This is a genomic window from Pseudoxanthomonas sp. PXM04, from assembly GCF_014851695.1.
Lineage (GTDB): Bacteria > Pseudomonadota > Gammaproteobacteria > Xanthomonadales > Xanthomonadaceae > Pseudoxanthomonas_A > Pseudoxanthomonas_A beigongshangi.
Window position 1 is genome coordinate 349,877 of record NZ_JACVAG010000001.1, and the last position, 22,797, is coordinate 372,673.

Annotated in this window: 22 protein-coding genes; 3 read left to right on the top strand and 19 right to left on the bottom strand. The window is 67.0% G+C overall.

What is annotated here, in order from left to right; all coding sequences use genetic code 11:
- Positions 1–29: 29 nt before the first annotated feature.
- Positions 30–299 carry a GlsB/YeaQ/YmgE family stress response membrane protein gene (locus tag IB228_RS01675; protein ID WP_141453743.1) on the bottom strand — a complete coding sequence of 90 codons (270 nt, stop codon included), beginning with the start codon at positions 297–299 and terminating at the stop codon, positions 30–32.
- Between the two features lie 154 nt (positions 300–453).
- Entirely contained in the window at positions 454–1,944 is a 1,491-nt protein-coding gene (locus IB228_RS01680) for a M20 family metallopeptidase (protein ID WP_141453742.1), read from the bottom strand.
- 243 nt (positions 1,945–2,187) lie between these two features.
- On the opposite strand from IB228_RS01680, the gene IB228_RS01685 reads away from it, so the two are divergent.
- Positions 2,188–2,520 carry a ComEA family DNA-binding protein gene (locus tag IB228_RS01685; RefSeq protein ID WP_141453741.1) on the top strand — a complete coding sequence of 111 codons (333 nt, stop codon included), beginning with the start codon at positions 2,188–2,190 and terminating at the stop codon, positions 2,518–2,520.
- Between the two features lie 273 nt (positions 2,521–2,793).
- The gene (locus IB228_RS01690; RefSeq protein ID WP_343227045.1) at positions 2,794–3,399 is read left to right on the top strand and encodes a HutD family protein; all 606 of its coding nucleotides are present in this window, start codon (positions 2,794–2,796) and stop codon (positions 3,397–3,399) included.
- On the opposite strand, the gene IB228_RS01695 is transcribed toward IB228_RS01690, so the two are convergent.
- From IB228_RS01695 to IB228_RS01775, 17 genes are all read right to left on the bottom strand, one after another.
- On the bottom strand, positions 3,393–5,024 hold the full coding sequence (locus IB228_RS01695) for a sulfite reductase flavoprotein subunit alpha (RefSeq protein WP_192197387.1): 1,632 nt from the start codon (positions 5,022–5,024) through the stop codon (positions 3,393–3,395). The genes IB228_RS01690 and IB228_RS01695 overlap by 7 nt on opposite strands.
- Entirely contained in the window at positions 5,021–5,974 is a 954-nt protein-coding gene (locus tag IB228_RS01700) for an FAD:protein FMN transferase (RefSeq protein WP_225562186.1), read from the bottom strand. The genes IB228_RS01695 and IB228_RS01700 overlap by 4 nt, the downstream gene beginning before the upstream one ends.
- 91 nt (positions 5,975–6,065) lie before the next feature.
- Complete coding sequence (locus tag IB228_RS01705; RefSeq protein ID WP_183643690.1) at positions 6,066–6,872, bottom strand: DUF4198 domain-containing protein; 807 nt, start codon at positions 6,870–6,872, stop codon at positions 6,066–6,068.
- Between the two features lie 65 nt (positions 6,873–6,937).
- Complete coding sequence (locus tag IB228_RS01710; RefSeq protein WP_192197835.1) at positions 6,938–7,456, bottom strand: DUF2271 domain-containing protein; 519 nt, start codon at positions 7,454–7,456, stop codon at positions 6,938–6,940.
- A gap of 34 nt (positions 7,457–7,490) precedes the next feature.
- Positions 7,491–8,132, bottom strand: coding sequence for a PepSY-associated TM helix domain-containing protein (locus IB228_RS01715; protein ID WP_192197388.1), 642 nt, complete (start codon positions 8,130–8,132; stop codon positions 7,491–7,493).
- 103 nt (positions 8,133–8,235) lie between these two features.
- Complete coding sequence (locus tag IB228_RS01720; protein ID WP_192197389.1) at positions 8,236–10,662, bottom strand: TonB-dependent receptor; 2,427 nt, start codon at positions 10,660–10,662, stop codon at positions 8,236–8,238.
- 122 nt (positions 10,663–10,784) lie between these two features.
- A complete protein-coding gene (locus tag IB228_RS01725; protein ID WP_192197390.1) occupies positions 10,785–11,213 on the bottom strand; it encodes a hypothetical protein in 429 nt (142 codons plus the stop codon).
- Between the two features lie 149 nt (positions 11,214–11,362).
- Positions 11,363–12,052, bottom strand: coding sequence for a Fe2+-dependent dioxygenase (locus IB228_RS01730; protein WP_192197391.1), 690 nt, complete (start codon positions 12,050–12,052; stop codon positions 11,363–11,365).
- 54 nt (positions 12,053–12,106) lie between these two features.
- Positions 12,107–14,428 (bottom strand): catecholate siderophore receptor Fiu, encoded by a 2,322-nt coding sequence (locus IB228_RS01735; protein WP_192197392.1) that lies wholly within the window; start codon positions 14,426–14,428, stop codon positions 12,107–12,109.
- 663 nt (positions 14,429–15,091) lie between these two features.
- Positions 15,092–15,424 carry a non-heme iron oxygenase ferredoxin subunit gene (locus IB228_RS01740; protein ID WP_183643670.1) on the bottom strand — a complete coding sequence of 111 codons (333 nt, stop codon included), beginning with the start codon at positions 15,422–15,424 and terminating at the stop codon, positions 15,092–15,094.
- Positions 15,421–15,945, bottom strand: a complete 525-nt coding sequence (locus IB228_RS01745; RefSeq protein ID WP_183643667.1) for a GNAT family N-acetyltransferase — start codon at positions 15,943–15,945, stop codon at positions 15,421–15,423. The genes IB228_RS01740 and IB228_RS01745 overlap by 4 nt, the downstream gene beginning before the upstream one ends.
- 124 nt (positions 15,946–16,069) lie before the next feature.
- Positions 16,070–17,323 (bottom strand): cysteine desulfurase, encoded by a 1,254-nt coding sequence (locus IB228_RS01750; protein WP_192197393.1) that lies wholly within the window; start codon positions 17,321–17,323, stop codon positions 16,070–16,072.
- Positions 17,320–18,582 (bottom strand): Fe-S cluster assembly protein SufD, encoded by a 1,263-nt coding sequence (gene sufD / locus IB228_RS01755; RefSeq protein ID WP_192197394.1) that lies wholly within the window; start codon positions 18,580–18,582, stop codon positions 17,320–17,322. Before sufD ends, IB228_RS01750 begins: the two co-directional genes overlap by 4 nt.
- Entirely contained in the window at positions 18,579–19,346 is a 768-nt protein-coding gene (sufC, locus tag IB228_RS01760) for a Fe-S cluster assembly ATPase SufC (RefSeq protein WP_141453729.1), read from the bottom strand. The genes sufD and sufC overlap by 4 nt, the downstream gene beginning before the upstream one ends.
- A 110-nt stretch (positions 19,347–19,456) precedes the next feature.
- The gene (gene sufB, locus IB228_RS01765; RefSeq protein ID WP_192197395.1) at positions 19,457–20,896 is read right to left on the bottom strand and encodes a Fe-S cluster assembly protein SufB; all 1,440 of its coding nucleotides are present in this window, start codon (positions 20,894–20,896) and stop codon (positions 19,457–19,459) included.
- Between the two features lie 16 nt (positions 20,897–20,912).
- On the bottom strand, positions 20,913–21,371 hold the full coding sequence (locus tag IB228_RS01770) for an SUF system Fe-S cluster assembly regulator (RefSeq protein WP_183643652.1): 459 nt from the start codon (positions 21,369–21,371) through the stop codon (positions 20,913–20,915).
- Positions 21,372–21,444: 73 nt separating this feature from the next.
- Entirely contained in the window at positions 21,445–22,035 is a 591-nt protein-coding gene (locus IB228_RS01775; protein ID WP_192197396.1) for a cytochrome C, read from the bottom strand.
- Positions 22,036–22,258: 223 nt separating this feature from the next.
- Between IB228_RS01775 and IB228_RS01780 the strand changes: the two genes are divergently transcribed.
- Positions 22,259–22,726: an SET domain-containing protein-lysine N-methyltransferase gene (locus IB228_RS01780; RefSeq protein WP_183643644.1), complete on the top strand. Its 468-nt coding sequence runs from the start codon at positions 22,259–22,261 to the stop codon at positions 22,724–22,726.
- Positions 22,727–22,797 lie beyond the last annotated feature (71 nt).

Below are 22,797 nucleotides of genomic sequence, written 5' to 3' on the forward strand. Positions count from 1 at the left end.
CGGGGCTTGGGAATGTCGTCCGGCAGGGCTCAGGCCCTTTTCTTCTTCGCCAGGCCGTAGATGAAGAGCAGGATGATCGCGCCGACCACGGAGGCGATGAAGCCGGCAGGTTCCTCCGGTCCGTACCATCCCAGTGCGCCGCCGACGAAACGGGCGAGCAGTGCCCCGGCCACGCCCAGCACGATCGTCCAGATGAGGTTGAGCTTGTCGTCGCCGGGCTTGATGGCCCGGGCCAACAGGCCGGCCAGGAAGCCGATGAGCAGGGTCCACAGGATGCCGCCACCAAAGATCTGTTCCATCTGAACACTCCGGTCGGAAAAAGTGGGGGGTCTCCGCAGGGTAACCCAAGCCATGCCCGGCGCACATCCGTCCCGCCCGGCCGCGGTCAATACGGGCGAAAACGAAAAGAGCCGGGATGACCCGGCTCTTTTCCCGTACCCGCGTGTGCCCGCGTCAGCAGCAGCCGTGATCGCCGTGCTGGTCGCCGCCGGCGACGGCCGCCACGCCGGTGGTTTCGCCACGCACGCTGGCCGCGTGATGCTCGGCGATGACCCGGGCCACGCACGCGGTGACCTTCTTGCCCATCGGGATGTGCAGGAACTCGTTGGGACCATGGGCGTTGGAATGCGGGCCCAGCACGCCGGTGATCATGAACTGCGCACCCGGGAATTTCTCGCCCAGCATGCCCATGAACGGGATGGTGCCGCCTTCACCCATGTACATGGCCGGCGCGCCGAAGAACTCGCGGCTGGATGCGTCGATCGCCTTCTCCAGCCACGGCGACATCGCCGGGGCATTCCAGCCGGTGCTGGCCTTCTCCAGATCCAGGCTGACCTGGGCGCCGTTGGGCGGATCCTTGAGCAGCAGTTCCTTGAGCAGTTCACCGGCGCGCTTGCCGTCCAGGGTCGGCGGCAGGCGCAGCGACAGCTTGACCGAGGTGTGCGGACGCAGCACGTTGCCGGCCGACGACAGCGGCGGCATGCCGTCCACGCCGGTCACCGACAGCGCCGGGCGCCAGGTGCGGTTGAGCACCAGTTCGGTCAGGTCCTCCGCCATCGGGGTCATCCCGGGCAGGAACGGGAATTTGTCGAACACCGCCGTGTCCAGCACCCGCGCGGCTTCCTTCGCCTGGGCCAGGCGATCGCCCGGAATCTCGACCTGCAGGCCCTCCGGCAGAATCCGGCCGGTGTTCTCGTCCTCCAGCCGCGACAGCAACTGGCGCAGCAGGCGGAAGCTGGACGGCACCACGCCGGACGCGTCGCCCGAATGCACGCCTTCCTCCAGCACCTTGACCGTGAAGTTGCCGCCGGCCAGGCCGCGCAGCGAGGTCGTGCACCACAACTGCTCGTAGTTGCCGCAACCCGAATCCAGGCACACCACCAGCGATGGCTTGCCGATGCGATCGGCCAGATGATCGACGTAGGCCGGCAGGTCGTAGCTGCCGGATTCCTCACAGGCTTCGATCAGCACCACGCAGCGCGCATGCGGCACGCCCTGGGCCTGCAGGGCCTGGAGGGCGGCCAGCGAACCGAAGATGGCGTAGCCGTCGTCGGCGCCGCCGCGGCCATACAGGCGATCCCCCTTCAGCACCGGTGTCCACGGACCCAGGTCGGCATCCCAGCCGGTCATTTCCGGCTGCTTGTCCAGGTGTCCGTACAGCAGCACGGTATCGGCGCCGGTTTCCGGGCCGCTGGCGGGAATCTCGATGAAAATCAGCGGGGTACGGCCTTCCAGCCGGACCACTTCCACCTGCATCCCGGGAATGGCCTGGGCGCGCGCCCAGTCTTCCATCAGGCGCACCGCCGCATCCATGTATCCGTTGGCCACCCAGTCCTTGTCGAACATCGGCGACTTGTTCGGGATGCGGATGTATTCGACCAGCTGCGGAACGATGTCGTCGTCCCATTTCTCGGCGACGTAGCGGTCGACCTTGGCGGTATCCATGGAGTCTCCAATCGGTACGGAATCAGACGCCCATTCTACGCCTCCCCATGGGGTAGGAATTTTCCTACATGACGCTGCGGGGTTTCCCGGCAGCTTTTGACGGTGGCGGGCGATATGTTTTGCAGCAGTGGCGGATGAGACTGTTTCCGCCGGCCAACGAAGCGATTCGACGCCGGCAGGAGCCACAGGGGACAAAACCTCTGTACGAAAGGAATCACCCATTTGCCACAAGGAGAGTTGCCCATGAAATCGCTGAGCACCGTGTTGAAGTCGGTTGCCCTGTCGCTGGTCCTGGCCCTGAGCGCCCACGCCGCCGACAAGGTGAACATCAACACCGCGGATGCGGCCACGCTGCAGACGGTCCTGATCGGGATCGGCCAGGCGAAGGCGGAAGCCATCATCGAGTACCGCAAGACCAACGGCCCGTTCAAGAGTCCCGAGGAACTTGCGATGGTCAAGGGCATCGGTTTGAAGACGGTGGAACGGAATCGCGAACGGATCGAATTGCGTTCCTCCGCCGAGCCGGCCAACAAGCCGGCGACGGCTGCACGCCCGGCACCGGTCACCCGGCGCTGACGGCAGCACGAAAAACCCATGCCGTGGTTTCTGCAGGATGCAGATCGACCCGGCTGACGGGGCAGGATGCCAGGGGACAGGCACGGATGCCGACAGGGATGTACCCATTTCGTATCGGCGTGCAGGACGCACGGGAACAGGAGCAGGCAGGACGCCTGTGATCGGCAGGAGCCGACAGGGATGTATCCATCGCCCGGACATGCAGGGAGCATGTCCGGGCGATGCTTTTTGGGGCGTTAGAATCCGGTTCCGGCCTACAGCGAAGCAACCATCGTGTCCGAAGCGCGCGTCATTCCCGCCAATGAGTACCGCAGGACCCGCTGGAAGAACGGCCAGGGCTGGACGCGGGAAATCCTGCGCATGCCCGACAGCGACGATTGGACGTGGCGGCTGTCGATTGCGGAAATCGAACAGGATGCCGCGTTCTCGTCGTTTCCCGGCATCGATCGCGAGCTGATCCTTCTGCAGGGAAATGGGCTGCGGCTGGCGTTCGCGGAAGGCGAACAGGTCGAACTGGAACCGCCGCACGGCCGGATTCGCTTCGCCGGGGAACGCGAGGTGACCGGCTACCTGCGGGACGGATCCACCCACGATTTCAACCTGATGTGGAAGCGGGATGTCGTGGATGCCGAACTGCTGCACCGTCCGCTGGTCGGCTCGATGCTGTTCTTCGTAGACGCCGAGACCACCTGGGCCATCCACCTGTTGGCCGGGCAGGCGGAATTCGAGGCGGCGAGTGGCTTGCCGCCGCTGTTTGCCGGAGACACCGCGCTACTGCCCGCAGGTCCGGAACGCCGCCGTTTCGCCCTGCAGGGCGGGGGAGAGCTGCTGGCCGCGCGCGTGTCGCCGGTGAAGCGGAGCGCCTTGACGGATCAGTAGACGTCGCGGCGATAGCGGCCGGTTAGGCGGAGTTCCTCCAACCGCTCCGCGCCGAGCGCATCGTTCAGGGCGGCGTCCACGCCCGGGGCCATGCCCTCCAGGCTGCCGCAGACATAGATGACCGCTCCATCGTCCACCCAGTGCCGCAGATCGTCGGCGGCCTCGCGCAGGGCGTGCTGGACGTAGCGTCGCTCGGGCTGATCCCGCGAGAACGCCAAATCCAGGCGTTCCAGCGCGCCTCGCGCCTGCCAGTCCAGGATCTCGTCGCGATGGAAGAAATCGTGCGCCGCCTGGCGTTCGCCGAACACCAGCCAGTTGCGTTGCGCCTTTGCCGCCACCCGAGCCTTCAGGTGCGCGCGCAGGCCGGCGATGCCGGTACCGTTGCCAATCAGGATCATTGGGTGATCGTTGCCCGGCAGATGGAAATTGGCGTTCTCGCGGATGCGCAGGGCAATCGTTCCGCCGAGGACCGCGTGATCGCACAGCCAGCCGCTGCCCAGCCCGGGTCGTCCATCCGGACGCCGCATGCGCCGGACCAGCAATTGCAGGCTGCCATCGGCGGGAATCGAGGCGATGGAGTATTCGCGATGCGGCAGCGCGGTGAGTTCCGCAATCGCGGTTTCGGGCGCACGGCCGCGCAGCGTTTCCGGATCCGGCAGATGGACCTGGGCCAGGACGTCGGCAAGCGGTTGGCGCGTCCCCTGCCATTCGACCGGGCGTTGCGGGTCCCAGCCCACCGCCTGGACGAAGGCACCCACGGCCGGCAGCGGATTGCGCGGACCGATTTCGGCGATGTCGCCGGCCTGCCATGCCGGCAACGCGCCGGTGGCCGGGCGCAGGGCAATGTGGAACGCCGCTTCGCCCTGGCTGCCGGGATTCAGCACGCGCCGATCGGCGAGAATCCAGTCCTCGTAGCGCGGCCGATCCCAATCCGGCAGTTCGGCCACACCGCCCAATTGGCCCAGGTGATGCTGCCAATGACGCAGGGCGCTTTCGTCGGCATTGTCGACGTCCACGCGGTCAAACAGCGGTTGCGCGCCGTGCTGGCGCAACCAGTCATCGAGTTGATGACCGAAGGCGCAGAACTGCGCGTATTCGCGATCGCCCAGCGCCAGCACGGCATAGCGCAGGCCGTGCAGGGAAAGCGCCTGCGACATGATCCGGCGGACGAAGCCCAGCGCGTGATCGGGCGGATCGCCTTCGCCGGTGGTACTGACCACGAACAGGATCCGCCCCTGCGCGAGATCGCCGGCCTGCAGCGTATCGATTGCCTGCGCGCGCGCGGCGACGCCGGCGGTGATCAGGCTGTCGGTCGTGCGCGTGGCCAGCACGTGCGCGAAACCGGTCTGGCTGGCGTACACCACCCGCAACGCATCCTGCGAGGTATCGACGGCGGCGCCGCGATCCTGGCGACGGTGCCGCGCGGCCAGCCATGCCCATGCGCCGACGTAGGCCAGCAGCGCCGCGCCCGCGCCGAACCAGCGGCCGCTGCGCGGCGACGCCGGCCACCAGGTTTCGCCCTGCAGCAGCGCCATCGCCGCCACGATGGCGAGCAGGGCAAGCAGGACCGCGGCATTGCCCAGCCAGGCGAAGGAAACCGGCGAGGGAGAGGACTGCGCGCTCATGCGGCGAGATGCGAGGCGAACCGGCTGCTGGCCCGTTCCGCCAGCGTGTCGCCCTCGCGGACGATGAAGCGCGCCGCGATCCCGCGCCCTTCGGCCAGCGCCAGTCCGGCGTCGGCGCCGAGCACGGTCAATGCGGTGGCCCAGCCATCGGCTTCCATCGCGGTGGGCGCCAGCACGGTGACCGCCGCGCGCGCGCTGGACACCGGCTTGCCGGTGCGCGGGTCGAGGGTATGCGTGTAGCGTTCGCCGGCCTGCTCGAACCAGTGCCAGCGATCGCCCGAGGTGGCGACCGCCCGTTCGTCGATGATCGCGATGCGTGGCTCCAGGCCGGCGGCTTCCTCCTCGTCCGGCGAGGATTCGATCAGCACCCGCCAGTGCTCGCCATCCGGCTTGCGGCCATAACCGAAGAGTTCGCCGCCGACTTCGACCAGAGCGGCGACGAAACCGCGCGCGCGCAGGGTTTCGGCCACCGCATCGACCGCATGGCCCTTGGCGATGGCCGACAGATCCAGTTGCACGCCACCGGGCTGCAGCAGGCGCCGGTGGTCGGTGTCCAGCACCAATCGCGGCCAGCCGACCTGTTGCCGGGTCGAATCGCGGCGGTCGTCGTCGGGAACCGTGCGGGATTGCGCATGGGCGCCGAACCCCCACAGTCCCACTAGCGGCCCGACCGTGGGATCGAAGGCGCCTTCACTGGCCTCGGCGATATCCAGCGCGCATCGCAGCACGGTGAAGAACGCGTCCGGAAGCACCTGCCAATGCCCGGCCTGGGCACGGTTGAAACGGCTGATGTCCGATTCCGTTTCCCAGGTACTCATCTGCGCCACCACGCGATCCAGTTCGGCCTGGATCAGCGCGTGCAGCGCATGCAGATCCTCGCGTGGCGACGCGACCAGCCGGACCGACCAGTTCGTGCCCATGGTTTCGCCATGCAGCGCGTGCAGCGCCATGTCCGGAGCGGGGAAGGACGGGGGAGACACGGAGGGAAAAGGGGAACTCATGACCCGCGGCGCGTCCCGGGGGACGCGCCGGTCTTGGTGATTACTGCGGCAGGACTTCGAGCGTGGCCACGTAGCTGAGGCGGCGCTGCTTGGCCTGCGGCAACGAGGTCTTGTCGTCCTGCGCGGTGGTTTCCAGCCAGTACATGCCGGCTTCCGGCCAGGTCACGCTGAACTCGCCGTTGGCATCGGTGGTGACCTTGATCTCGTCCTGCGCGTTGCGATAGCGGGTGCCGCCGCGGGTGATCTCGAACTCCAGGCCCGAGGCCGGCTTGCCGTCCTTGAGCATGCGGAACTTGGCCGGCTCGCCGGCGAACAGATCGTTCGGATGGGTGACCGGCACCAGTTCCAGGCCCTCGCCGCTGGTCTTGAGCGCGGTGTCGTTGGGCGAGCCGTTGGTCACGAAGGTCTCTATGCGGCCGACCGACTGCGAAACCTGCAGGTTCTTGGCGTCCTTCGGCACTTCGGTGGCGAACGTGGCGGGAGTGCCGCGCCAGCGCTTGGGCTTGCCGTTTTCTTCCCAGGTGCCGAACAGGCCGCTGTTGACCACCGCGATGCGGTAGGTGCCCTGCTGCTTGAGCTCGACGTCGAACACGGTGCGGTACTTGCCGGTGGCCAGGTTCTGCGCATCGACCTTGCTGCCGTCCGGCGCGGTGATCGCCAGGCCCTCGGTGCGCAGCGGCACGTGGTTGAAGTAGAACAGGTCGTTGGACACCGCGGCGTCCACGGTGATCCACGGATTCTGGCCGGCGATCACCGTCTGCGACGGCTGCAGCCAGGCCTTGTGCGCGAACGCGCTCAGCGGCAGTGCGGACGCCAGCGCGATGGCGAGGGTCAGGGAACGCTTCATCGGTTTCTCCAGCTTTTCGTCGGGTATGGGAAGGGGCGGATGCATCGGCATCCGCTCAGGATTGATTACGGCTTGACGGTCAGGGTGACGGCGCCCAGTTCGCTGCTGCCCTGGGCCTTGCCGCTCTGCGCGGCGCCCTTGGCCGGCCAGATGAAGGGAATCTTCAGCAGTTCGCGGCCGCCGACTTCGCGCGCGGCTTCCACCACCAGCGTGTACTGGCCCGGTGCCAGCTGCGCGAGTTGCGGCTGCTTGTCGGTGAACTTCAGCGCGTGCTTGCCGACCGGGCGGGTCGGGCCGGTGACGCCGTCCACCGGCACCTTCAGGGTGCGGCCGGACTTGCGCCACCACTGCCGCATGTCCGGCAGCCACTTGGTGCCGTGGCCTTCGGCGGTATCGCGCTGCTGGTACCAGACCGACAGGTTGGCGGCGACTTTCTGGTCGGCGCCCTCCAGCCAGATCGCGACGTAGGGCCGGTGGTACTCGGCGACGTTGAGCTGGGGCACTTCGACGTTGATGTTCAGTTCGCCGGCATACGCCGGAACGGTCAGCAACCCGCTCAATGCGAACGTCAGGGTCAGGGACACGGTGGTCTTGGTCATGGGCGGGCTCGTCGAAGGATCAGTGGATGAAGATCAGGGCCAGCAGCAGCGGCACCACCAGGCCCAGGCCGACCATCGGCCAGGTCAGGCGGCGCTGGCGCGCGTGCAGTTGCAGCAGGAACAGGCCGGTGATGCAGAACACCAGGCAGGCGATCGCGAAGATGTCCAGGAACCATCCCCACGCCGCGCCGGCGTTGCGGCCCTTGTGCAGGTCGTTGAAGTAGGACACCCAGCCGCGGTCGGTGCTTTCGTACTCCACCGCGCCGGTCTCGCGATCGATGCTCAGCCAGGCGTCCGCGCCGGGGCGCGGCATCGAAAGATAGATTTCCACGTCCGACCACTCGGCCTGGCGGCGGCCGATACCGACGGAGAACTCGTCGCCCAGCCAGGTGGCGACCGGAGCGGGCAGCGGCGCATTGCCTTCCTGGCGGCTTCCCAGCTTGGCCAGCAGCGCGGGCGGCAACTGCGCCTGCCGGTTGACCACCTCGGGCTTGGCCTCGATTTTCGAGGCGTGATTGAGGGTAATGCCGGTGGCCGCGAACAGCAGCATGCCGATGAGGCAGATCGCCGAACTGATCCAATGCCATTGGTGCAGCGTGCGCAGCCAGTAACCCCGGCGCAGCTGCTGGCTGGTGACGGATTGTGCGGGCGCTGGGCTCAAGCGGGCGGGACGGGTCGAAGGAAGGGAGAATTAGACCACAAATGAGAATTCCTCTCAATTGAGGTGGCCGGCCCGCCGATGGGCGGACCGGCCGGATACCGCGTCAGAAGCGCAGGTTCAGCGACACCCAGAAACTGCGGCGCTGTTCCTTCACTGCGTAGTCGTCCACGCAGCTGTACTCGCTGTCGCTGATCAGCAGGCAGGACTGGGACACGAAATCCTTGTCGAACACGTTGTTGACCCGGGCGTTGATGGTCAGCGCGTCGGTGGCCTTCCAGCTGCCGCCCAGGTGGAACACGGTGTAGTCCTCGTAATAGCGAACGTTGGAGACGGTCGCGCCGTTGACCGAGGTGACCACGGTGTCGCGATAGCGGTCGTAGCGACCCTCGCCGATCAGCGACAGGCTGAGGGCGTCGCTGATCCGCCAGTTCAGGCTGGCGTTGGCCATGTGCCTGGCCGGGTTGCCGGCGATGGGCATGCCCTTGGCCGCGCCGCTGGTCTGCTCGGACTTGGTGTAGGTGTAGTTGCCGCGCAGCTCCAGGTTGTCCCGCAGGTCCACATGCGCGGCCAGTTCGACGCCGCGGGTCTCGGCCTCGTCGATGTTCACGCTCTGGCTGAAGGTGCTGTAGCCCAGTTCGGCCCAGCCGGGACCGACATCCACGCAGTAGCCGCTGCCGGCGGGCGCGACCTCGCAGTTCGGGAAGGTGCCGCCGCTGGCGATCTTGTCCTCGAACTTGTTGAAGAAGCCGGTGATGTTGAAGCCGAAGCGGTCGCCCTCGTAGTAGGCGGCCAGCTCGTAGTTGGTGCTGGTCTCGGGCTTCAGGTTCGGCGAACCGACCAGCGGCAGCACGCCCTGGCCGCCGAAGCCGGTCACGCCCGGGAACAGTTGATCCGGGCGCGGCGTCTTGTAGCCGGTACTGACGCCGCCCTTGACCGTCCAGGCGTCGCTGGCGTTCCAGACCAGGTAGGCGCGCGGACTGACATGGCTGCCGAACACGTTGTGATCGTCGTAGCGCACGCCCAGCGTGGCGGTCAGGGTGTCGGTGAACGACCAGTTGTCCTCGGCGAACACCGACCACATCCGGTGCTTCTGCTTCACGCCGTCGCGATAACCGCCGCCGTCCATGCCGAACACGCCGTCGGTCATGTCGGTGTCGTTGTACTGGCCACCGACGGTCAGCTTGTGGGCGCCGAAGGTCATGTCGAGCATCGTGTCCAGCACGTAGCCTTCCAGCTCCATCGTGCGCAGCGGGCGCGGCAGGAACGCGGACAGGCGCGCGCGCTCGGCGTCGTTGAGCACGCCCAGGTTGCCGTTGGCCATGTTGCAGCGGGCGGCCTGGCCGCGACGTGCGCAGACATCGTTCCACAGCGTCTGCAGGTTGCCGCGTTCTTCCAGCGTCAGCGGCAGCGAGCGGCCGAGGTTGTTGCTCGTGGCGTGGGTCAAGCTGGTCTGCCAGGTGCCGAAGTCATAGCGGCCCTGGTGGGTCAGTGACAGCTGATCGCGCTCGTAGCGCTGCCATGCGGTATAGCCGACACGCGGCTGCACGACGCGACGGCTGACCGTGCCCGGACCATCGGGATTGGGAAGGGTGGCGTTGCCGCTGCGCCACAGGCTTTCCAGGCTGTCCAGGGTGCCGGTCTGGCCCTTGCGGTTGTCGTACTTCTGCCGCGAGATGTCGTAGTCCAGCCAGAAATCATTGTGCTCGTCGAGGCTGAAGTCCAGGCGCACGCCGGCGTTCCAGCGGGTGTTCGCGACCGCCTTGCCGCCGCCGCCGAAGCCCAGCGTGCGTTCCCACATCGAACCGTCCGGCAGCGGCAGCGCCGGCCACTCCGGGTTCGACTCGTCGGTGTCGTACCAGCTGCCGCGCACCGCCATGCCCAGCCGGTCCTTGACCAGCGGACCACTGAGATAGAGATCGGTGGTGCGTGCGTCGCCGAACTGATCTTCCTGCTGGATCGTGAAGCCCTGGGTGATCGAGCCGCCCCATTCTTCCCTGTTGCGGCGGGTGATGATGTTGATCACGCCGCCCATCGCGTCGGAGCCGTACAGCGTGGACATCGGGCCGCGGACCACTTCGATGCGTTCGATCGCGTCCAGCGGCGGCACGTATGCAAACTGGCCGCCGCCGAAATTGTTCGGGTAGAGCTGGCCGACGTTGCTCTGGCGACGACCGTCGATCAGCACCAGGGTGTACTCGGAGGGCATGCCGCGCATGCTGACGGTGGCCGCGCCATTCTTGTCGGTGGTTTCCATGCCCACATCGATGCCTTCCACATCGCGCAGTGCGTCGATCAGGCTGGTATAGGGGCGCTGGCTGAGATCCTCGCGGGTGACCACGCTGATGCTGGCCGGCGCGTCGACGATTTTCTGCTCGAAGCCGGCCGCGGTGACGACGACGGTGTCGAGGGTGCTGGGCCGGTCGGAACCGTCGGGCATCTGCTGGGCGACAACGGGTGCGGAAAGGGAAAGCAGCAGGCAGGCGGCGAGCCGGTTGCGGCGGAGGGAAAGCGGGAAGCGGGGCTGGGTCATGGTCGTCGGACAGGCATGTGGTTCCCTCTCCCGCGAAGGAGAAGGAAGGGACTGATTGGGAGAGGGCGCGGTGCGGACCGCAGACGTGACGGCGGATATGACGCGTCTGGCGCGTCAGCCGGTCAGGCGATCTGGAGCAGCGAAGCCAGCACGGGAGGCGCCTGGCCGCGATGGCGCTGGCATGGCGGCGCCGGCTTGCTCGGCACGCGACTGGAAGTGCGCAGGCATGCGCCGCCGGAAGGCGGTTGCCTGGACAAGGAGAATGCCAGGACGGGGAGGAGTTCCCTCGGCGTCGCCACCGGTTCCGGTTCGGCGTGCTGGGAAACCGGCTGCAGGGTGACGCGCCGCTTCTTGGCCGGCTGATCGTCATGGCGCCCCGCATCGGGCGCTCCATCTTCCGGCGCCTGCTGGAGCATTCCGACGGGACTGGCGCGATTGTCCCAGTGGCCGAAACCATGCGGACGCTGCCCGGCCATGGCGCCGAAGTGCAGGGTGGACAGCAACAGGCATACGGAGGCCAGCACGGCCAGCCACGCCGCACGCGGACGCACCTCGCGGCGCGACCGGCGGGATTGGACAGCCTGGCGGATCGCCTGGAACAGAAACTTACCCCTGCATGGATGGCCGCCCCAAGGGGACGGCAAGCGCAGGGATTTTAATGAGAACCATTATCAAATGCAAATGAGAGGCATCTTGCCGCTCATGTTTCGGCCCAGCGCCGCAGCAGGTTGTGGTACACGCCGGTCAACCGGACCACCGCGGCGTTGTCCGCGCCGGTCTGCCGCAACGTCTCCAGCGAAGTATCCATCTCGAACAGCAGGCGCCGGCAGGCGTCGTCGCGCACCATGCTCTGCACCCAGAAGAACGAGGCCAGGCGCGCGCCACGCGTCACCGGCTGGACCTTGTGCAGGCTGCTGGACGGATACAGCACCATGTCGCCGGCGGGCAGCTTCACTTCGTGCTCGCCATAGGTGTCGCTGACGATCAACTCGCCGCCGTCGTATTCGCCGGGTTCGCACAGGAACAGCGTGCAGGACACGTCGGAGCGTACCGCCTGGCTGCGGCCATCCGGGGTCCGGGTGAGCATCACCGAACCGTCGATGTGGAAGCCGTATTCACCGCCGCCCTGGTAGCGGTTGAAACGCGGTGGTACGACGTGGAGCGGCAGCGCCGCGGCGAAGTACAGGGGATTGCGTTCCAGCGCGGCCAGAATCCGCTGGCCCAGTTGTTCGCGCAGCGGCGAGGCGTCCGGCAACTGCTCGTTGCGCTTGACCTGCGCGCCCTGGACGCCGACGGTCTCGCGGCCGTCGGTCCAGTCGGCCTGGTCCAGTGCCTGCCGCATCGCCATGACCTCCTGTGGGGCGAGCACCTGGGGAATATGCAGCAGCATGTCTTGCTCCTTGGAGGAAAACGGGGAGGCGCGCGCCTCCCCGCCACGACCGCGTCAGAACCGCAGGTTCAGGCTCAGCAGCACCGAACGCGGCGCCCCCGGCGTGTAACGGTAGCCGCTCTTGTTGATCGCCGCCACGTAGTCCTTGTCGAACAGGTTGTAGGCGTTCAAGCGCAGATCCAGGTTCGGGCTGAAGGCATAACTGACAACCGCGTCCCACACCGTGTACGACTTGACGAAGTTCGGCGTGCCCACGGCACCGTCGGTGCCGCGCTTCATTTCGCCGGAGTAACGCACGCCACCGCCGACGGTCAGGCCGAAGGGGAGTTCGTAGGTGGTCCAGGCGGTGAAGGCGCTGTCCGGGGTGTAGCCCAGATCGCGGGTCTTGTCGTTCGCCACCGGGGGACCGCCCTGCACCGTCGCGTCCATCGCGGTGTAGCCCGCGGACACGGACCAGTCATCGGTGATCTTGCCGACCGCGGAGATCTCCACGCCACGCACGCGCTTCTCGCCGCCCTGGAAGGTCTCGCCATCCTCGGTGATCACCTCGTTGCTGACGTCGGTCTGGAACACCGCCAGGGTCAGCAGCAGATCGTCACCCAGCAGGTTCCATTTGCTGCCCACCTCGAAGGTCTTGGCCTTCTGCGGATCGTAGATCGGATTGTTGGCGTTGGTGGCCGACGGGCTCAGTTCCAGGTTGGAGCCGCCCGGAGGCTGCTGCGAAACCGCGTAGTTGGCGTAGATGCTGGCCACGTCGCCCACCTTGTAGACCGCGCCGAGCTTCCAATTGAACAGCGTGTCCTTGCTTTTCAGGCGCTTGGTCGTCAGCGTGCCGACGGGCGCACCGTCGCAGGGCTGCGAGTTGTTGGCGGTGCAGGGTAGGTGTCCCAGGTAGTCGGTGTCGTAGCGATCGAAACGGATGCCGCCGGTCAGCAAGAAGGCATCGGTAAGGTGCGCGGTATCGAAGACGTAGAACGATCCGGTGGTCGTCTTGGCGCGGGTGTAGGCACCGTTGCGGAACCAGGTCAGACCGGTGGCACTGTTTGGGTCCGGGTTGTACAGATTGGCCGGCGTCCACGCACCGCTCGTGCCATAGCGCAAACCCTTCAGTTCTTCCTTGGTGATTTCGACACCGGTGCTGAGGTTGTGTTCGACGCTGCCGGTATTGAAGTCCGCACGCAGGTTCAACTGGTCGGTCAGGATGGTGTACTCCTGATCCTTGAAGGTCGGCAGGTTACGGTTGACCGTCCAGCCGTACGGGTTGTTGATGTCCGGAATGGTCAGCGTCGGGGTATTGCCGGTGGCGGTGACCATGAACGCGGTCAGCAGATAGTCCTGCTCGTTCTTGCCCCAACGGGCGACGTTGGTCAGCTTGAGCTTGTCGGAGAAATCGTGCTCGAAGCGGAACGTGGCCATCTGCGCAGTCACGTCATCGTGGTCGAAGCGCGTGCCGTAGAAATTCTCGCTATCCACCCGGGGGGCAAGACCGATCTGAGGACGAGCCGGATTGGGCGAACTGTAGCCCGGCAGGCCGATGGTCGGCACGCCGCCGTCCGGGACGTTGTCCTGCTTCACGTACAGCAGGTTGAGGAAGTAACGGGTATCAGAGCCCAGGCCGAACGCCAGCGACGGGGCCACACCCCAGCGCTTGTTGTTGATCAGATCGCGGCCGGGCACGTCGCTGTCCTGCGCCATCACGTTGAGGCGGAACGCCGCGCCGGGGATGCCGAGCGACTGGTTCCAGTCGGCGGTGACGCGCTTCTGGTCGTCACTGCCGATCGAGACGGTCGCGCTGATCGCGTCCTTCCGCGTGGCCTGCTTGCTGACCATGTTGATTGCGCCGGTCGGTGCGCTGCGGCCGTTGTCGGTGCCGGCCGGCCCCTTCTCGACTTCGACCTGTTCGACATTGAACACGTCGCGCGAGATTGAACCCAGGTCGCGCACGCCGTCGACGAAGATGCTGCTGGAGCTGTCGAAGCCGCGCATGAACAAGGTATCGCCGGTGGCGGTATTGCCGTTTTCGCCGACGAAGAAGGTGCCCACGCCCGGGCTGTTGCGCAGCGCCTCGGTCAGAGTGGTCGCGCCCTGCTGGTTGAACAGATCGTCGGTGATGATCTGGATGGTCTGCGGGGTGTCCTGCAGCGACTGGGTGAACTTGGGCGAGGCCAGCTTGTCCGCCTTGTATTCGCCGACCGAGGTGCCTTCGACGTGCACCTCCGGCAGGGTGGTCGGATCCGGCTTGGGCGCGTTGTCGGAGGCGACCTGGGCGGCGGCGGGGACGGCCAGCGCCAGGCTGGTCAGCAGGGTGGCGGTGGTCAGGCCGTTCGGGGAACGGGACGCGGGAGTGGCGTGCTTGCGCGACTTGATCGGGTTCATGGGTGTCTTGGCGGTTGCGGAAGGGAATCCCCGTGGCGACGGGCGATGGGGAAGCGGGGGCGCTGGCGGCCCGGGCATCCGGATCGCCAGTGCGATTCAGGCGCGCGGGGGCGCGTGGCCGTGCGGCAGACGGCAGGCGTCGGACCGGAACCGGACATCGCCGGAATGGAGGGACGCGCAGCGTGCGGACTGGAAGCCGGGGCGGTCAGCGGGGGCGGGGCCGCTCGCAGGGTCGGACTCGCCTTCGGGCGAAGGTTCGACGGCGGCGATCGGGTCCACGGACGGGAGTTGCCAGCCTGTGGCGGGACTTTTCTCTTCGGCGTCCCGGGTGTTTGCCTCCGCTGCCGGAGTCCCCTCGGACAACGCGGCCGCCACCACGGTCGGGCCGGTGACGGCCGCGACGGATGCCGACGCGACCGGAAGCAGCCACACCAGCGACCACAACAGTCCCAGCAGCGCCCAGAAGAGGGCGCTGCGACGTTCGTCACGGGGGCGGGTCGGACGGGGCAAGGGGAGCGGGGCGGGTCAGCCGGACAACGAATTTATAATCTTAATGATAATTGTTCTCTTTCGCAAAGGCGCCTCGCCGAATGGCGGTGCGGAAGAAACAAAAAAGGCGGATTCCGGGGAATCCGCCCTTGGGCGCCGCCGCCGGCGTGCCGATCAGCCGCGGTCGTCGCGGGTCCAGAGCCCGCCGTGTTCCTGCTTGACCGGGAACTTGGGTACCGGCGAATAGGCCGGCGCGCACAGCGCCCGACCATCGCGGATATCGAACTTGGCCCCGTGCAGGATGCATTCGATGGTGGCCTCGTCGCCGTCGTAATTGCCGGAGGACAGTTCGAAATCCTCGTGGCTGCAGCGATCCTCCAGCGCGTAGAAATCGCCGTCGTAGTTCATCACCAGGATCGGGGTGCCGGTGACTTCGTCGAATACCGTGCGCATCTCGCCGGGCAGCATTTCGCCCAGCGCGCAGACGAAGGTCCAGTTCTCGCTCACAGCGCCTTCTCCAGCACCTCGAAGCGGAGATCGTCGCGCTTGGGAATGCCGAAGCGCTCGTCGCCGTAGGGGAAGGGCTTCTTGATGCCGGTGCGCGCGTAGCCACGACGCTCGTAGAAGGCGATGAGTTCGTCGCGCACGTCGATGACACTCATCCGGATGGCCGGTTGTCGCCAGTCTTCGCGAACCACGCGTTCGGCCTCGGCGATCACCGCCTTGCCCACGCCGCCGCCCTGCAGATCGGGCCGGACCGAGAACATGCCGAAGTAGCCGGCGCCGTCCTCCACCGCGACATGCGCGCAGGCCAGCATTTGCCCATCGCGTTCGGCGACAAGGATGCGGCTCCGGGCGCGTTCGATGTCACGCAGCAAGCCTTCGGGATCGATGCGCTGGCCATCCAGCAGATCGGCTTCGGTGGTCCAGCCCTGCTTGCTGACCTCGCCACGGTAGGCGGAGGTCACCAGCGAGACGAGGGCGGGGATGTCCGCGGCGGTCGCGGTACGGAAGGTCAGCGTGCTCATGCGCCGATCTTACGGAAAACCGCCCCCCAACTGTAGGAGCGACGTCAGTCGCGACCGGGATCCCGGACGGCCCAGTTATCCGGTCGCGACTGACGTCGCTCCTGCAGGGGGATGCGCGCCGCAATCAGGCCAGCAGGCTGCGGGCTTTCTTCAGCGCGGCGGCGAAGGCTTCGATTTCGGCGTGGGTGTTGTAGAAGGCCAGCGAGGCCCGGCAGGTCGCGGCGACCCCGAAGAATTGCAGCAGCGGATGCGCGCAGTGCTGGCCGGAACGGATCGCCACGCCTTCCAGGTCCAGCAGGGTCGCCAGATCGTGCGCATGGGCGCCTTCGACCAGGAAGGAGATGACCGCGGCTTTCTCCGGCGCGGTGCCGAAGATGCGCAGGCCGTCGATCTTGCGCAGCTCTTCGGTCGCGTGTGCCAGCAGTTCGGTTTCGCGCGCCTCGATGTTGGCCATGCCGACCGACTCGAGGTAGTCCACCGCCGCGCCCAGGCCGATGAAACCGGCGATGTTGGGCGTGCCGGCCTCGAACTTGTGCGGCGGGTCGTTGAACACCGTGCCGTCGAAGCTGACCTCCTTGATCATCTCGCCGCCACCGATGAAGGGCGGCATGGCCTGCAGATGCTCGCGCCGGGCCCACAGCGCGCCGGTGCCGGTGGGCCCGCACATCTTGTGGCCGGTCAGGGCATAGAAATCGCAGCCGATCGCGGCCACGTCCACCGGGCGGTGCGGCGTGGCCTGCGAACCGTCCACCATCGTGACGATGCCGTGCTTGCGCGCTTCCCTGCAGATCTCGCGGACCGGATTGACCGTGCCCAGCACGTTGGACACGTGGGTAATCGCCAGCAGCTTCACATCCGGCGTCATCGCCGCGTACAGGCCGGGCAGGTCCAGCGAACCGTCCGGAAGAATCTCGGCCACGCGAAGGGTGGCGCCGGTGCGCTGGGCGACCAGCTGCCACGGCACGATGTTGGCGTGATGCTCCATCCGCGAAACCAGGATGACATCGCCCTTGCCCAGGCGCGGCAGCGCCCAGGAGTAGGCGACCAGGTTGATCGCGAAGGTGGTGCCGCTGCACAGCACCAGTTCGTCGGCGCGCACGTTGAGGAAGCGGGCCAGCTTGCGGCGCGCGCCTTCGTAAGCGTCGGTGGCCTCGGTGCCGAGCGTGTGCACCGCGCGGCTGACGTTGGCGTTGTGGCGGCGGTAGAACGCGTCCGTGGCGGCGATTACCGATGCCGGTTTCTGGCCGGTGTTGGCGCTGTCGAAATAGATCAGCGGCTTGCCGTGGACCTGGCGCTCCAGCAGCGGGAAGTCGGCGCGCACGCGCGCCCAGTCCGGCGTGCCGGCCGGATCGCGATGTGGCGCGGGACCGGCGTTCACGGCGCACCCAGCCCGGCCAGGGCCTGGTCGATGCGCTGCGACAACTGCTCACGCACCGCCGGGTTGGTGATGATGGACATCGGCTCGCGGCAGAACGCGGCGGTCAGCAACTGCTGCGCTTCCGTTTCCGGAAGGCCGCGCGAACGCAGGTAGAACAGCGCATTGGCGTCCAGCCGGCCGACGGTCGCGCCGTGCGCGGCCTTCACTTCGTCGGCATGGATTTCCAGCACCGGCTGGGTGTCGATCTCGGCGTTGTCGGACAGCAGCAGGTTCTTGTTCGACAGCGCCGCGTCGGTACCGTCGGCACCCTCGCGGATCAAGATGCCGCCATGGAACACCGCGCGGCCGCGCCCGGCGCCCAGTCCGCGCCAGGTCAGTTCGCAGGTGGTGTCGCGGGCGATGTGGTCGATGCCCAGCCGGGTATCCAGGTGGCGGCGGCCGTCGGCGAGCAGCACGCCGTTGGCAATCAGGCGGGCCCGATCGCCTTCCAGCCGCACGTTGAACTCGTGCCGCGACAGCGCCGCGCCCAGTTCCAGATCGATGCGGCGGTATTCGGCATCGCTGGCCAGCACGGCATCCGTGCGCAACAGGTGGGTGGCGCGATCGCCGTCTTCCAGCACGCGCGCGTGGGCCAGGCGCGCACCGCGCCCGACATGGACATGGACCAGCGTGTTGGCCAGATGGGCGTGCGAGCCGGTGCCGAAATGATGTTCGAACACCTTGAGCGAGGCACCCGCGCGCAGTTCGACGAGATTGCGCAGATGCCAGGCATGGTCGGTGTCGTCGGGCGCGCCGATGAACACCAGGTGCAGCGGCGCCTCGACTTCGACGGACTCGGCCACCCGCAGCAGCACGCCTTCATTGGCGAGGGCCGCGTTGAGGCGGGCGAACACTTCATCGCTCCGTTCGAAACGGCGTTGCAGGAAGCGGGCGGATTCGCCGCCCTCGGCCAGCGCCTCGGACAACAGCTGCAGGCTGACGCCTTCCGGCAAGTCGCTGGTCAGCGAAAGCGCGACCGAATAGCGTCCATTGACGAACACCGCGCGCGGGCCCGGGATGCCGGCCAGCAGCATCGGATCCAGCGCGGGCAGGGCTTCGACCGGGGCGAAGCTGCGGCGTTCGAGCTGGCGCAGCGAGGTGTACTTCCACGCCTCGGCGCGCGGACCGGGCAGGCCGTCGCGCAGCGCCTCGTCCAGCACCGCGCGGCGCGCGGCGTCGCCGCTGAAGCCGGTGGCGAGGGAATCCAGCAGGGCGCTCATCCGGCGACCTTTTCGGGGGCCACCCGATCCTTGATCCAGGCGTAGCCGTGCTGCTCCAGTTCCAGCGCCAGTTCCGGACCGCCGGTTTCGACGATGCGGCCATCGGCCAGCACGTGCACCACGTCCGGCTTGATGTAATCGAGCAGGCGCTGGTAGTGGGTGATGACCAGGAAGGCGCGATCCGGTGAACGCAGCGCGTTGACGCCGTCGGCGACGTTCTTCAGCGCATCGATGTCCAGGCCGCTGTCGGTCTCGTCGAGGATGGCCAGCCGGGGCTCCAGCACGGCCAACTGGAAGATCTCGTTGCGCTTCTTCTCGCCGCCGGAGAAACCCTCGTTGACGCCCCGGTGCAGCAGATCGTCGCGCAGGTGCAGCACGGCCAGTTTCTCGCGCACCAGCTTGAGGAACTGCATGGAATCCAGTTCGTCCTCGCCGCGCGCCTTGCGCTGGGCGTTGAGCGCCGCGCGCAGGAAGTAGGTGTTGTTCACGCCCGGGATTTCGACCGGGTACTGGAAGGCCAGGAACACGCCGGCGGCGGCGCGTTCTTCCGGCTCCAGCTCCAGCAGCGCCTTGCCGTCGAATTCGACCGAACCGGCGGTGACCTCATAGCCCTCGCGGCCGGCCAGGATGTTGCCCAGCGTGGACTTGCCGGCGCCGTTGGGGCCCATGATGGCGTGGACCTGGCCGGGCTTCACTTCCAGGGACAGGCCCTTGAGGATTTCCTTGCCGGCGACGCTGGCGTGGAGGTTTTCGATCTTGAGCATGGGATTGGGGATTCGAAATAGGGATTCGTTGAATGCAGGAGGGAAGCGGGGGAGCGGGTTTCGCTCTTGCGAATCCCCAATCTCCAATCCCGAATCCCGGGAAGAAAGCGTCAGCCGACGCTGCCTTCCAGCGACACTTCCAGCAGCTTCTTGGCTTCCACCGCGAACTCCATCGGCAGCTCGCGGAAGACCTGCTTGCAGAAGCCGTCGACGATCATCGACACCGCGTCTTCCTCGCTGATGCCGCGGGCGCGACAGTAGAACAGCTGGTCGTCGGAGATCTTGGAGGTGGTGGCCTCGTGCTCCAGGGTGGCGCTCGGATTCTTCACCTCGATGTAGGGGAAGGTGTGGGCGCCGCACTGCTTGCCGATCAGCAGGCTGTCGCACTGGGTGTAGTTGCGCGCGTTGGCGGCGTTGCGGTCCACCTTGACCAGGCCGCGGTAGGTGTTCTGGCCGCGGCCGGCGCTGATGCCCTTGCTGATGATCTTCGACTTGGTGTTCCTGCCGATGTGGATCATCTTGGTGCCGGTATCGGCCTGTTGGCGGTGATGGGTCAGCGCCACCGAGTGGAATTCGCCGACCGAGTCGTCGCCCAGCAGCACGCAGGACGGGTACTTCCAGGTGATGGCCGAGCCGGTCTCCACCTGGGTCCAGGAAATCTTGCTGCGCGCGCCGCGGCATTCGCCGCGCTTGGTCACGAAGTTGTAGATGCCGCCGCGGCCTTCCTCGTCGCCCGGGTACCAGTTCTGCACCGTGCTGTACTTGATCTCGGCGTCTTCCAGCGCCACCAGCTCGACCACCGCCGCATGCAGCTGGTTCTCGTCGCGCATCGGCGCCGTGCAGCCTTCCAGGTAGGACACGTAGCTCTTGTCCTCGGCGATGATCAGGGTGCGTTCGAACTGGCCGGTGTGGCCGGCGTTGATGCGGAAGTAGGTGCTCAGTTCCATCGGGCAGCGCACGCCCCTGGGGATGAACACGAAGCTGCCGTCGGAGAACACCGCCGAATTCAGCGCGGCGAAGTAGTTGTCGCCGGTCGGCACCACGCTGCCCAGGTACTGGCGGACCAGTTCGGGGTGCTCGCGGATGGCCTCGCTCATCGAGCAGAAGATGATGCCCTTCTCGGCCAGTTCCTTGCGGAAGGTGGTGCCCACCGAGACCGAGTCGAACACCGCGTCGACCGCGACGCCGGCCAGCTTGGCGCGCTCGTGCAGCGGCACGCCCAGCTTGTCATAGGTGTCGAGCAGTTCCTGCGGCACCTCGTCCAGCGACTTGTACTTGGCCTTGGGCGCGCTGTAATAGCTGATGGCCTGGAAGTCGATCGGGGCGATCTTCAGCTTGGCCCAGTGCGGCACCGGCATGGTCAGCCAGTGGCGGTAGGCGGCCAGCCGCCATTCGGTCATCCACTCCGGTTCGTCCTTCTTGGCGGACAGCGCCCGCACCACGTCCTCGTTGAGGCCGGGCGGCAGCGAATCGGATTCGATGTCGGTGATGAAGCCGGCGTCATAGCGACGTCCCAGCTGCTCCAGGATTTCTGCGTTCTCGGTGGCCATTGGGCTGCCTGTGTACTCAACTGCTGGCGACGCGCACGGCGATCGGGCGCCGGCGGACGTCGTCGGGGGAAGCGGGAGGGTGGAGCATCTGCGCCAGGGTCACGCCGCGCAGGGCGTCGGCGACCACGTCGTTGATCAGGCGCCAGTTGGCGCGGGCGCCGCACTGGTGCGCGATCCCGCAGTGGCTGTCGGCCTGGCTGCATTCGGTCATCGCCAGCGGCCCTTCCATGGCCTCGACGATCTCGATCAGGCTGATGTCGGCGGCGGCCCGGCTCAGCCGGTAGCCGCCATGCACGCCGCGCAGGCCCTCGACCAGGCCGGCCTGGGCCAGCGGCTTGAGGACCTTGCTGACGGTGGGCGATTCCAGCCCGGAATGATCGGCCAGATCGGTGGCGCTCAGCACCTCGCCCGGCCGTGCGGCGAGCACGGTCAGCACCACGGTGGCGTAGTCGGTGAGCTTGGTGACGCGGAGCATGGCGGGATGGGGGAATTAAAAACGTACCGAAATTGTACGCTTTAACCCGGCGCCCCGCCAAGCGTGAACTTGTTCAGTTTCGCGTCGGGGCCGTGGCGGTGGCTGGCGCGGCCGGAGCGCCCTGGGCCGGAGCTTCCGGCAGGACCAGGGAGAAGTAGGGAGCGGGCGGGGTCTGGCCAGGAGGCAGGTAGGCCGGCGCGGTTTCTCCTGCCGGGCCCAACGAGTGCACGAATCGGTAGATCGCGCGGCGGTCGGCTTCGCTCATGGCCCGCAGGGTGAAGTCCGGCATGATCGGCCGGGTACGCAGGTTGCCGCTGTAGGCCAGCCACTGGGCTTCGCTCATCTCCTGCACGCGCAGGCGCAGGTTGCTGGCGTAGGTCGTGCCCCACGGGCCGTGGTAGCCCAGCGGCGAGCCGGTCAGCCACTGCGCGGTCGGCACCTCGCCCTGGCGCTCGGCATAGCCCGCCGTATGGCAATCGTTGCACCCGCCGATCCGGACCAGGTATTCGCCACGCGCCATGACGTCAGCGGCCGCGTCCGCCACGGGCGGGAGCGCGGCGGGAGAGGTTCCCGGCTTGCCGGCCTGCGCCTGGCAGCCTCCGAGCAGCACGATCGATGACAGCAGGCAGGACCGCAGTCCTGGCGAGGAAACGGGGTTGGGCATGGCGGCGGCTCGTGGTGGTTGCGGAGAAGGGTGGTTGGGAAGCAGGCGGTTTAACGCGCGGTTCCGGGGCGACCGGACACGCGGTGCGTGCGGGATTCATGCGCCGGCCATGGACGTGCCGGCCCCGGTTTGCGGTTGGCGGGGATTCGCCGGAGTCGCGGATGCTTGGGATCCCCGGCGGTCTGAGCGAGAATCCTCCCTCCCGCCCTCCACCGGAACCCGCATGCCCCGCAAGATTGAAGCCCGCAAGTCCGACATCCATGGCAATGGCGTATTCGCCATCGCGCCCCTCGAGAAGGGCGAACGCGTCGTCGAGTACAAGGGCAAGCGGCGCACCCACGAGGAAGTGGACGAGGACGACAGCGGCGACGTGGAATCCGGCCACACCTTCCTGTTCACCCTCAACGACGAATACGTCATCGACGCCAACCACAAGGGCAACAAGGCGCGCTGGATCAACCACAGCTGCGATCCCAACTGCGAAGCGGTCATCGAGGAACACGACGGCAAGAACCGCAAGAAGGACAAGGTGTTCATCGAGGCCATCCGCGACATCAAGCCCGGCGAGGAACTGACCTACAACTACGGCATCGTCCTGGACGAGCCGCACACCGCCCGCCTGAAGAAGGTCTGGGCCTGCCGGTGCGGCAGCAAGAAGTGCACGGGCACGATGCTGCAACCCAAATCGTAATCGCCGCTACACCGGGTGCCGCCTGTGACGGGATGCAGGCGGCGGCCAAATGGTTGACATGACCTACGCCA

Bases quoted from the DNA above. Each gene is read 5' to 3' on its own strand.
- sufC (WP_141453729.1), bottom strand. From the start codon at position 19,346: ATGCTCAAGATCGAAAACCTCCACGCCAGCGTCGCCGGCAAGGAAATC.
- IB228_RS01730 (WP_192197391.1), bottom strand. From the start codon at position 12,052: ATGCTGCTGCATATTCCCCAGGTGCTCGCCCCACAGGAGGTCATGGCG.
- IB228_RS01680 (WP_141453742.1), bottom strand. From the start codon at position 1,944: ATGGATACCGCCAAGGTCGACCGCTACGTCGCCGAGAAATGGGACGAC.
- IB228_RS01700 (WP_225562186.1), bottom strand. From the start codon at position 5,974: ATGGCGCTGCACGCGCTGCATGGCGAAACCATGGGCACGAACTGGTCG.
- IB228_RS01770 (WP_183643652.1), bottom strand. From the start codon at position 21,371: ATGCTCCGCGTCACCAAGCTCACCGACTACGCCACCGTGGTGCTGACC.
- IB228_RS01705 (WP_183643690.1), bottom strand. From the start codon at position 6,872: ATGAAGCGTTCCCTGACCCTCGCCATCGCGCTGGCGTCCGCACTGCCG.
- IB228_RS01695 (WP_192197387.1), bottom strand. From the start codon at position 5,024: ATGAGCGCGCAGTCCTCTCCCTCGCCGGTTTCCTTCGCCTGGCTGGGC.
- IB228_RS01775 (WP_192197396.1), bottom strand. From the start codon at position 22,035: ATGCCCAACCCCGTTTCCTCGCCAGGACTGCGGTCCTGCCTGCTGTCA.
- IB228_RS01780 (WP_183643644.1), top strand. From the start codon at position 22,259: ATGCCCCGCAAGATTGAAGCCCGCAAGTCCGACATCCATGGCAATGGC.
- IB228_RS01720 (WP_192197389.1), bottom strand. From the start codon at position 10,662: ATGACCCAGCCCCGCTTCCCGCTTTCCCTCCGCCGCAACCGGCTCGCC.
- sufD (WP_192197394.1), bottom strand. From the start codon at position 18,582: ATGAGCGCCCTGCTGGATTCCCTCGCCACCGGCTTCAGCGGCGACGCC.
- sufB (WP_192197395.1), bottom strand. From the start codon at position 20,896: ATGGCCACCGAGAACGCAGAAATCCTGGAGCAGCTGGGACGTCGCTAT.
- IB228_RS01675 (WP_141453743.1), bottom strand. From the start codon at position 299: ATGGAACAGATCTTTGGTGGCGGCATCCTGTGGACCCTGCTCATCGGC.
- IB228_RS01745 (WP_183643667.1), bottom strand. From the start codon at position 15,945: ATGAGCACGCTGACCTTCCGTACCGCGACCGCCGCGGACATCCCCGCC.
- IB228_RS01735 (WP_192197392.1), bottom strand. From the start codon at position 14,428: ATGAACCCGATCAAGTCGCGCAAGCACGCCACTCCCGCGTCCCGTTCC.
- IB228_RS01685 (WP_141453741.1), top strand. From the start codon at position 2,188: ATGAAATCGCTGAGCACCGTGTTGAAGTCGGTTGCCCTGTCGCTGGTC.